Annotated in this window: 9 protein-coding genes; 8 read left to right on the forward strand and 1 reads right to left on the reverse strand. The window is 69.1% G+C overall.

What is annotated here, in order from left to right; translation table 11 throughout:
• Nucleotides 1–66: 66 nt before the first annotated feature.
• Complete coding sequence (locus AB0J68_RS16965; protein ID WP_363939280.1) at nucleotides 67–1476, reverse strand: endo-1,4-beta-xylanase; 1410 nt, start codon at nucleotides 1474–1476, stop codon at nucleotides 67–69.
• A 343-nt stretch (nucleotides 1477–1819) separates the two neighbouring features.
• Between AB0J68_RS16965 and AB0J68_RS16970 the strand changes: the two genes are divergently transcribed.
• The 8 genes from AB0J68_RS16970 to AB0J68_RS17005 all read left to right on the forward strand — a co-directional run.
• The gene (locus AB0J68_RS16970; RefSeq protein WP_355138376.1) at nucleotides 1820–2395 is read left to right on the forward strand and encodes an NADAR family protein; all 576 of its coding nucleotides are present in this window, start codon (nucleotides 1820–1822) and stop codon (nucleotides 2393–2395) included.
• 460 nt (nucleotides 2396–2855) lie between these two features.
• Entirely contained in the window at nucleotides 2856–3434 is a 579-nt protein-coding gene (locus AB0J68_RS16975) for a hypothetical protein (protein WP_354857723.1), read from the forward strand.
• Nucleotides 3435–3689: 255 nt separating this feature from the next.
• A complete protein-coding gene (locus AB0J68_RS16980) occupies nucleotides 3690–4292 on the forward strand; it encodes a lytic polysaccharide monooxygenase (protein ID WP_354857725.1) in 603 nt (200 codons plus the stop codon).
• A gap of 119 nt (nucleotides 4293–4411) precedes the next feature.
• Nucleotides 4412–5656: a PQQ-dependent sugar dehydrogenase gene (locus tag AB0J68_RS16985; protein ID WP_355066582.1), complete on the forward strand. Its 1245-nt coding sequence runs from the start codon at nucleotides 4412–4414 to the stop codon at nucleotides 5654–5656.
• Nucleotides 5657–6115: 459 nt separating this feature from the next.
• Nucleotides 6116–7273 carry a glutathione-independent formaldehyde dehydrogenase gene (locus AB0J68_RS16990; protein WP_354857730.1) on the forward strand — a complete coding sequence of 386 codons (1158 nt, stop codon included), beginning with the start codon at nucleotides 6116–6118 and terminating at the stop codon, nucleotides 7271–7273.
• Between the two features lie 148 nt (nucleotides 7274–7421).
• Complete coding sequence (locus AB0J68_RS16995) at nucleotides 7422–8543, forward strand: hypothetical protein (RefSeq protein ID WP_354857733.1); 1122 nt, start codon at nucleotides 7422–7424, stop codon at nucleotides 8541–8543.
• A gap of 293 nt (nucleotides 8544–8836) precedes the next feature.
• Nucleotides 8837–9835, forward strand: a complete 999-nt coding sequence (locus AB0J68_RS17000) for an SRPBCC family protein (protein WP_355066583.1) — start codon at nucleotides 8837–8839, stop codon at nucleotides 9833–9835.
• The coding region (locus AB0J68_RS17005) for an alcohol dehydrogenase catalytic domain-containing protein (RefSeq protein WP_363939283.1) at nucleotides 9832–10732 on the forward strand (901 nt) is incomplete at its 3' end. The genes AB0J68_RS17000 and AB0J68_RS17005, both read left to right, overlap by 4 nt.

Consider the following 10732-nt stretch of genomic DNA (forward strand, 5'->3'; position numbering starts at 1 on the left):
GCCCGGAGCCACCGGCTCCGGGCCCGGGTCAGCGTCCTGAGGCGGCGGGTTGGTGCGTGTCGCCGGTCAGGGGCTGGTGCAGGAGAGGCCGCCGGGCGCGGCGTTGCTGCTGCCGTTGACCAGGAAGCCGAAGGTGGTCGAGGCGTTCGCGCCGAGGGACCCGTTGTAGTCGGCGTTACGCACGCTGACCGTCCCGCTGGTGCCGGTGTTGATGCCGTTCCAGACGTTGGCGATGGTCTGCCCGCTGGCCAGCGTCAGCCGTACGGTCCAGCCGCTGAGGGCGGCGGACCCGTTGTTGGCCACGGTGACCTCGCCCTGGAAGCCGCCGCTCCAGCTGTTGACCATGCGGTACGTCGCGGTACAGGCACCCGGCGGCGGCGTGGTCGGCGGAGCAGTCGTCGGCGGAGCGGTGGTCGGCGGAGCGGTCGTTGGCGGAGCGGTGGTCGGTGGAGCGGTGGTCGGTGGAGCAGTCGTCGGCGGAGCGGTGGTCGGCGGGGTCGTGGTCGGCGGCGTGCCCGGCACAGTGGTGGAGGCGGCGTTGAGAGCATTGAGGACGGCGGTGTACGCCGCCTTGGGGCTGCTGTTGCGGTCGAACAGCAGCGGGTTCTCGCTGCCGCGCCAGGAGTCGCTGTCCCGGATGCCCCACGTCGTGATGCCGACGCAGCGGGGGACGTTCATGCAGGCCTGAGTCAGGCCCTGGTACTGGCTGGTCGAGGCGTTGGTGACGTCGGCCTCGGTCAACGCCACGTCGACCCCGAGGGCCGCGAAGCTGGACAGCGTCTGCTGGAAGTTGCCCGGCAGCGAACTGCCACCGGTGAAGTGGGTCTGGAGCCCGACGCAGTCGACCGGGACGCCCCGGGACTTGAAGTCCCTGATCATGTTGTAGACGCCCTGCGTCTTGGCGTACGTCCAGTTCTCGATGTTGTAGTCGTTGTAGCACAGCTTCACGCTCGGGTCCGCGGCGCGCGCGGTCCGGAACGCCACCTCGATCCAGTCGTTCCCGGTGGACTGCAGGTTCGACGACCGCCGGCTGCCGTTCTCGGCGAAGGCCTCGTTCACCACGTCCCAGTAGGCGAGCTTGCCCTTGTAGTGGGCCATCACGCCGTTGATGTGGCTGATCATCGCGGACCGCAGGGCGCTGCCGCTGAGGCTCCCCCAGAACCTCGGCTGCTGAGCGTGCCAGGCCAGGGTGTGACCGCGGACCCGCATGCCGTGCTGGGTGGCCCAGTTGTAGATCGCGTCACCGTTACGGAAGTCGAACTGACCCTGGTTGGGCTCGGTCGCGTCGGGCTTCATCTCGTTGACGGCCGTCATCATGTCGAACTCGCGGTCCGCGATGGCCAGGAAGCCCGAATCGTTGAGACGGTCCGCCCCCATGGCAGCGCCGAAGTACCGGCCGCTGCGCTCGGCGGCGGCCTGCAGTGTGGTCCCGGGCGGGCCGCTGAGATCGGCTTGGGCGAAGGTCGCCATGGCCATCGAGGACACGGTGACCGCCAGGGCGCAGGCCCCACCCAGAAGCAGCCTGGCGGCACCTCTGGTTCGGTGTTTCGGTCGAGCGGGTAGGTCGTTCATCTGCGTTTCTCCTCGGTGTGACCACCGGCCGCTGCCCGGATCGCCCGGTGGATGAAGTGCATTGGCGTCGTACGCCCGTGCGGAGTGACCCTGCCCTGCCGCGATGTTATATCGAATCAATTCGATTTGCGCGTCCGGCGGCCGATAGTGTTGGGCCGGCGACGAGCGCGACACCGACGGTGACGTGACGAGATCGCCGCGGTAATGGCGATGCGGCGGAACCTGCTGGTGCCCCACACTCCCCCGTATGGCCACGTCACTGAGCAGTGTCGCCGAGCTGACCGGCGAGATGCGTTCGGGCGCCCGGGTTAAGTTCCTGTTCTTCTGGGGCCACCAGCCGCAACGCGACGGCGCCATCGGGGCTGGCTGCCTGAGTCAGTGGTGGCCGGCGCCGTTCACCATCGACGGGCTGCGCTTCCCCACGACCGAGCACTACATGATGTGGCGCAAGGCGACCCTGTTCGGTGACCAGGCGACGGCCGCCCAGATCCTGACGGTGAGGCACCCGCACGCGGCGAAGACCCTCGGCCGGCAGGTCGCCAGCTTCGACCAGCAGGTATGGGAGCAGCACCGGTACGACGTCGTGGTGACCGGCAGCGCGGCGAAGTTCGGCCAGCATCCCGCGCTGCGCACCTACCTGCTGGGCACCCGCGAGCGGGTGCTCGTGGAGGCCAGTCCGCTCGACCGGGTCTGGGGCATCGGCCTGACCGCCGACCACCCGCACGCCGCCGACCCCGCACGGTGGCGAGGACTGAACCTGCTCGGCTTCGCACTCATGCAGACCCGCGCGACCCTGCGCGAGCAGGAACCAACCGATGGGTAAGCCTTCGGCGCCGCTCCGGACCTGACCGGCCGCGGGGCGCCAGCGCGGCCGAGCGTCGGCGCCGGCATCCGAGCCGTCGCGCTCCGCGACGCCCGGTCGGCGCATCACCGCCGCCCCGCCCGCCCGGGGTCGAATCCGCACTGACGCTTGTCAATGTTGCCAGAGTGGACGCAGACGTGCTGGAATGGCTCATATCGCCGCAGCACGGGGGCAACCGTGCTGAGAACGGCCAGCACGGGAGCATCGCAGGGCCAGCAGCGCGTCGCCGTGACAGACGCGCGCAGGCCCATCGCCGGGCCATCGCCAGGACGGCGGGCACTCCGCCGGGTGGGCATTCCCCCGCCACACGTATCCCCCGGCACGCGGCCCCGATGGCCGACGCGCTCGACCGCTGACATGCCGGGGCATCCGAATCGGTCTGCCAACGCACCAGAAACCGGCAACGAGGTGAGAAGCGATCATGGATTCCCGAGAGAGTTTCGCGGAGCGGTACGGCCGTCGCCCGCTCTGGGCGGCGGTGATCCTGCTGGCGGTGTCGGTCGGCGCGGTCGTACTGCTCAACCGGGCCGACCCGGAGGCGGAGCCGGCGGATCTGCAAGCGCAGATTGTGGCCCGGATGCGGACCACGCTCGAACAGGCGGACCCGGGGCAGCACAACCACGCCGGACACAGCGCCCAGCAGGGGAACACGACGGAGAAGCCGCCAGTGATCTGCGGGGTTCGCGTCTACGGCTACGAGCCGGCAGAAGCCACCGCCCTCGCCGACGTCCAGAAGGTCTACGGCTTTCACCTCTGCGGAGTCGCCGAGCAGAAGCGTCCCTGGGACGTGGCGGTCAAGCTGGCCGGCCCTCTGATCATGGACCTGTCCACCGACCCTCCGGGCATCCAGGTCGTCGAGGCGACAGCCGACGTCAGGTTCGTTGATCGGCTGCGGGAGATGTTCCCGGCCAAGTACGCGACGTTGGCGCAGGAGGAGGCGCTGACCGCTACGGAGATGGCCGACCAGCGCCGCCGGTACGACGCCGCAGCCGGGCTCTGACCACGCCGGGCCGCCGAGCAGGGTCCGTGGACCCGTCACCGATCCGGCGATCCCGGACAGCTTGCTTCACATCCACCTATAGATAGATCAGCATTGATATTTAAGTTGATAGATGCAACAGTGGCTTTGGGAGCGTTCCCATGCTGATCTCTCGTACCGAGGAACGGAGGATGAACAGTGCGTTCACACAGGTCCGACCAATCCGGCGGACGACCCCGGTCAACCGTCCGGCGGTCCCTCCAGGCGCTCGTCCTGATGTTCGCCATGGTGGTCGGCACGCTGCCCTGGACCGGCGCAGCCCAGGCCCACGGCACCGTCATCAGTCCGGCGACTCGCGCGTACCAGTGCTGGAAGACCTGGGGCAACCAGCACACGAACCCGGCCATGCAGCAGCAGGACCCGATGTGCTGGCAAGCGTTCCAGGCGAACCCCGACACCATGTGGAACTGGATGAGTCAACTGCGGGACGGCCTCGCTGGCCAGTACCAGGCTCGCACGCCCGATGGGCAGCTGTGCAGCAACGCCCTCTCCAGGAACGACGCGGTGAACAAGCCCGGGGCATGGAAGACGACCACCGTCAGCCGCAACCTCACGGTCCAGATGTACGACCAGGCCAGCCACGGCGCTGACTACTTCCAGGTCTACGTCACCAAGCAGGGGTTCAACCCGGCCACCCAGCGGCTCGGGTGGGGCAACCTCGACCTGATCGCGACGACCGGGCGCTACGCGCCAGCGCAGAACATCTCGTTCAACGTCTCGCTCCCCGCACGCAGCGGGAACCAGATCCTGTTCGTGATCTGGAGGGCGTCACACCTGGACCAGACCTACATGTGGTGCAGCGACATCACCATCACCTGATCGGCAGGTCCGACGGCACGGCACCACTCCGGCCCAGGGCGCGTTGGCACCCTGGGCCGGATTGTCCTTCCGGTATCCGCCGACACCGCGCCCCCACCCACCTGCTCGAGGAGCTGAACATGCAGCGACGGCGTTATCGCCCGGCCACCATGCTGGCCGGGCTGCTCATCCTGACCCTGTCCGCGCTTCTGGTGCCACCGGCGCCGGTGGCCAGCACTGCGACAGCCGGCCCATCGCACACCCGTGCGGCGCCACTCGCTGAGCTGACCGTGGTATCCGAACGGCTGGCGTTCGGCCTGCAGCGTCCGATCGCGCTCACCGGACTGCCGGACGGTCGGATGCTGATTGCAGAGAAGAGCGGCACCGTCCGTGCGTACCACCCCGATACCGGCTTGGCGGCAGAGCCGGTGCTCGACCTGACCGCCCGGATCGACACGTCGGACAACGAGCGCGGCCTCCTCGGCATTACGCCTGCGCCGAACTTCGCGCGTACCGGGATCCTCTACGTGGCCTACACGAGCCTGCCGGCCGGCACGCTGACCCTGGCGCGGGTGCCCCTCGGCGCTCCCGACCGGCTGCAGGTGCTGCTCACCCAGGAGCACGCCGAGTTCGGCAACCATAACGGCGGACAGGTGGCCTTCGGCCGCGACGGCTACCTGTACTGGTCACTCGGCGACGGCGGCAACGCGAACGACCCCTTCAAGAGCGGTCAGAACCTCGGCACCCTGCTCGGCAAGATTCTGCGGATCGACGTCAACCGCACCTGCGCGGGTAAGCCCTACTGCGTACCCTCGGACAACCCGTTCGTCCGCACGCCTGGCGCGCGGCCGGAGATCTGGGTCTACGGGCTGCGCAACCCGTGGAAGTTCTCCATCGACCCGGTCGACAACTCGCTGTGGATCGGCGACGTCGGCCAGGGCCTGGTCGAGGAGATCGACCACATCCGCCCGTCGCAGCGGGGAGCGAACCTCGGGTGGTCCTGCCGAGAGGGCACGCCGGTCTTCGACCAGACGCAGTGCCGGCCGGGCGTGCGGCTTACCGACCCGGTCTTCGAGTACGACCACTACATGACGGAGAACTGCTCGGTGATCGGCGGCGTGGTGTACCGAGGGTCCGCCACCCCGGAGGCATACGGGACCTACATCGCGAGCGACTACTGCTCGACCCTCGCGTTCGCCGTCCGCCCCAAGCCCACGGGTGGCTACGAGTCCGCCACGATCGGCAACTTCCCCACCCAGCCGACCGCGATCGGCCCCGATGTGCACGGCGAGCTGTACGTGCTCAGTGACCTCCCGGGATGGCTGAGCCGGGTACGGTTCGAGCGGGTCCCGCCAGCCTCTGCCACCGGGGTGACGAACCGCTGAACCTGGGAACAGTCCCTCCGCATTCGTGACGCCACTGTGGACGGCCGCTTACCGGGCGGCCGTCCACGCCGGGCTCGGCCCCCACCGCTTCGCCTACCGCCCCACCCGGGTCCGCCAGGGAGATCGTTGGCGCGCCCAACGCTCGTGCGCTGGGTTCTCACCGGAGTGCGTGGGCAGAGCCTCCGCGACCAGAGCAGACGTCCCCGAGAAGCGCGCTACCGGAGCGGCAGTCGCTCGCCAGGATGATCGCGGTACTGACCCGGGCGCCCACGGATGGGCGGCGATCGCGCAGCGCGTCGCGGACGAACAGTCGTGGCAGGCCGAGAACGGGGCGATCAGCAGTCCGGCGTCATGAGACTCCTGCGCAAACCGCCCTTAAGGGTCGCAACGGTCTGCGAGGATGTGAACGCCAGAATTGGCATGGCTCATCGGTGAGCGAATTCTTCACGGGGGAAACAGATGAAGGCTGTCGTGTACGAGGGACCCAGGACTGTCAGCGTCAAGGAGGTTCCGGACGCGAGAATCGAGAGACCGACTGATGCGCTGATCCGGATTACGACGACGAACATCTGCGGCTCGGACCTGCACATGTACGAAGGACGCACGGACATGGAGTCTGGACGCGTGCTCGGGCATGAGAACATGGGTGAGGTGATCGAGGTCGGCGAAGGGGTCGATCTGGTCAAGGTCGGCGACATGGTGTGCCTGCCGTTCAACGTGGCGTGCGGGTCCTGCGCCAACTGCAACCAGGGTCTGACCGCGTTCTGTCTGGTGGCCAACCCGGCGCCGGGCATGGCCGGCGCGGCCTACGGGTTCGCCGACATGGGTCCCTACAACGGCGGTCAGGCCGAGTTGTTGCGGGTGCCATGGGCGGACTTCAACTGTCTGGTCCTGCCGCCGGACGCCCGGGACATGAGCAGGCAGAAGGACTACGTCATGCTGTCGGACATCTTCCCGACCGGCTGGCACGCCACCGAGCTCGCCTGTGTACGGCCCGGCGACAGTGTGGCGGTCTACGGTGGCGGACCGGTCGGCCTGCTCGCCGCGTACTCCGCGATCATCAAGGGCGCCAACAAGGTGATGGTGGTCGACCGCCATCCGGACCGGCTGCGCCTGGCGGAGCAGATCGGCGCGATCCCGATCGACGATTCGAAGGGATCACCGGTCGACCAGATCCTGGAGCAGACCGGCGGGATGGGCGCGGACCGCGGCTGTGAGGCCGTCGGTTACCAGGCGCACGACCCGGGTGGCCAGGAGAAGGCGGGGCTGACGGTGAACAACCTCGTGCACTCCGTGCGGTTCGGCGGCACGATCGGCGTGGTCGGCGTGTACGTGCCTCAGGACCCGGGAGCGCCGGACCCGCTACAGAAGCAGGGCAAGGTGCCGTTCGACTTCGGCATGTTCTGGTTCAAGGGGCAGACCATGGCAACCGGGCAGTGCAACGTGAAGAACTACAATCGGCAGCTGCTGAACCTCATCGCTACCGGCAAGGCCCACCCGTCGTTCTTGGTGTCCCACGAACTCACGCTGGACGAGGCGCCCACGGGGTACCAGAACTTCGATGCCCGCACCGACGGCTGGACCAAGGTTCTGCTGCACCCGGACGGTCGACACTAGAAACCGGCAACCTGCAGGTGTTTTTCAGCGTGGCCAGGCTGCCTACGCCACCGCGGGGGCCGACAGCAGCCTGGCTCCGCCTGCCTACGCCAGAGCCGGCACTGGCCGATGGACGGCGGCGGGCCCGGCTGGCCGGTGAGGAGCACCGATGACCGACAGCGAACAGGACCGCCCGGAGATCGTCGTCGGACTGGTGGCGACCCCGCCGGACCACCCGGCCCGGGTGGCAGCTCGGCTCACCACCGAGCTGGCCGGCCGGCTCGCCGAGCGGGTGAACGCGGACGTGCGGTGGACCATCCGGGAAGGCTGGGGTGAGGTGGCGCCGCGCCGCGACGGTGGCGTTGAGGCGCTGCTCGAGGATCTGGCCCAACGGCGTGCCGACGACCGGTGGGACGTCGCGATCTGTCTGACCGACCTGCCGCTGAACGCCGAACGGGTGCCGCTGGTCGCGCAGACCTCGGCTCGCCGTGCAGTGGCGATGGTGTCCCTGCCCGCGCTGGGACTGCCTCAGCTGCGAGCGGCCCGCGCGGTCGTTCCGGATCTGGTGAGCCGACTGCTGACCGACGCTTCCGACGAGCGGGTGCCGCCGGCAGGCTGGGCACCAGCCGAAATGACACGTCGGATTCCCGCCGTCCACCGGGTGGTCGACGAGGCCGACGGGGATCTGGGCTACGTCGCCTCCGGGCTGATCGGCCGGGTGCGGCTGTTGACCGGAATGGTCCGCGCCAACCGCCCGGGGCGCGCCCTGCTGGGCCTGTCCAAGCTGCTCGTCGGCGCGTTCGGCACGGCGGCGTTCGCGCTCACCACGGACACCATCTGGCAGATGGGCGATGCGCTCGGAGGACTCCGGCTCACCGTGATCATGTTGCTCGGGCTGACCGCGTTGGTGACCTGGCTGATCGTCGCGCACGACCTGTGGGAGAAGCCAGACCGGGAGACGCCAGCTGAGCTGGCCCGGCTGTTCAACCTGGGTACGATCCTCACCCTCGCCCTGGCCACGGCCGTGTCCTACCTGGTGCTGTTTGCTGGCACGGTGCTCGTTGGCGCGCTGCTGATCGACACATCCGTGCTGGAACAGACCTTGCAGCGGCCGGTCAGTTTCACCGACTACCTGACGCTCGCCTGGATCACCAGCTCGCTGGCCACCGTCGGCGGCGCGATCGGCTCCGGGCTGGAGAACGAGGAAACGGTACGGGCCGCCGCGTACGGCTACCATCCCCAACCCGGCGGCTCGCGGGACGAGACGGCTAGCCCATCGCGGGCGGGATGAGCGGGCACGCACGAGCGAACCGCTGGTGATCCGCGGCCGTGACGTCGCGCTGCGCAGTGGGAGCGGGGCCGGTGCGCGCCGGGCAGGCTTTTCGGGCGCTCGCCGACCGGTTGCCGCGACGAAGTCCGCCGACGCCGTCTGGACGGCCCGGACCGGGAGGGCGATCTTGATGCGGCGGCCGATCAGCGGGTTCAGGTGGTTCCCGGGGGGTAACCGGGCCCCAATGAGTCGTGCCCCGGGTCGCCGTGAGCCGGGCTGCCCGGGCGGGTGCGACCGGATACGGAGGGCTACCCGTGACTCGACTGGCAACCCGAGAGGCAGCCAAGGCCAGGCAGGACGAGGTGCAGCGGCGGGGGCGCGGGCTCGGCTGGATGAGCCTCGGCCTGGGCGTGGCACAACTGGCGGCACCGGACACGGTGCGCCGGATCAGCGGCGTGGACGACTCTTCGACGTCCCGGGCGATGGTGCCACTCGTCGGGGCGCGGGAGCTGATACACGCGGCCGGGCTCCTGACGAGCCGGCGCAAGAGCATGTGGGCGTGGACCCGGGTCGCGGGCGACGCGATGGACCTGGCCTCGCTCGGACTGGCCATCGCCCACCGGGGCGGGCGCCGCCGGCGGCGGCTCCTCGTTGTCACCGGCGCCATCGTCGGGATCACGGTGGTGGACCTGTTGACCGCCGTACAGGCCACCCGGGCGAAGGAGATGGGCTCAGCGCCGGCGGTACGAGGCATCCGCACAGGAGGACCCATGGAGCTGACAGCCACGACGACCATTCGCAAACCGCCGCCTAAGGTCTACGCGTTCTGGCGCGAACTGGACAATCTCCCGACGTTCATGGCTCATCTCGAGGAGATCCGCTCCACCGGTAGCCGTACGAGCCACTGGTCCGCCAGCGCCCCGTTCGGCACGAACGTCGAGTGGGATGCGGAGATCGTCGACGACTCGCCCGGCGAGAAGATCGCGTGGCGGTCGACCGGCAACGCCGACGTGCCGAACGCCGGTACGGTCCGCTTTGTGCCCGCCCCGGATGGTGTGAGCACCGAGGTGCACGTCGTCCTGTCGTACGACATCCCGGGCGGCGCGATCGGCAAGGCGGTCGCCAGGTACTTCGGCGAGGAGCCGCACCAGCAACTCGACGACGACCTGCGTCGGCTCAAGCAGGTGCTGGAGACCGGCGAGGTGGTCCGGTCCGACGGCGCCCCGTGGGGCAAACGGGCCCGCAAGGAGTTCCCGCAGCGTCCGGCGCAGCCGCTGTCGGATGCCGAGTTCGCGAAGGGGGCCCCGGCATGAGGGCGAACACCTGGGCGGGCCGCAACAAGGTCAAGGTCCGTGACGTGCCGGACCCGAGGATCATGAACGAGCGCGATGCCATCGTACGGATCACGTCCACCGCGATCTGTGGCTCGGACCTGCACCTGGTCGATGGGTATGTGCCCACGATGCAGAACGGCGACGTCATGGGTCACGAGTTCATGGGTGAGGTGATCGAGGTCGGCCGGGGCGTCGATCCAGGTCGGCTGCGCGTCGGGGACCGGGTCGTGGTGCCTTTCCCGATCGCCTGCGGCGCGTGCGGCGCCTGCGCCGCCGAGCTGTACTCCTGCTGCGAGAACTCCAACCCCAACGCCGGGATCGCGGAGAAGATGTTCGGTCACCCGGTCGCCGGGATCTTCGGCTATTCGCATCTGACCGGCGGCTTCGCGGGCGGTCAGGCGCAGTACGCGCGGGTGCCGTTCGCCGACGTCGGTCCGCTGAAGATCGAGTCCGACCTGACCGACGAGCAGGTGCTGTTCCTCTCGGACATCCTTCCCACCGGCTACATGGGTGCCGACATGTGCGACATCCAGTCCACCGACGTGGTGGCGGTGTGGGGCGCCGGCCCGGTCGGCCAGTTCGCGATGGACAGCGCCCGGGTGCTCGGCGCCGCAAAGGTCATCGCCATCGACAAGGAGCCGTACCGGCTGCAGATGGCCGAACGGGCGGGCTACACGCCGGTGAACTTCGAGGAGGTGGACGTGCGGTCCCGGCTGCTGGAACTGACCGGTGGGCGGGGACCGGACAAGTGCATTGACGCGGTTGGCCTGGAGGCCACGCACGGCAGCGCGGCCCTCTACGCCTATGACCGGGTCAAGCAGGCGGTCCGCTCGGAGACCGAGCGTCCGCACGCGCTGCGGCAGGCCATTCTGTCCT

It is taken from the genome of Micromonospora sp. NPDC049580, assembly GCF_040675595.1.
Classification (GTDB): Bacteria; Actinomycetota; Actinomycetes; order Mycobacteriales; family Micromonosporaceae; genus Micromonospora.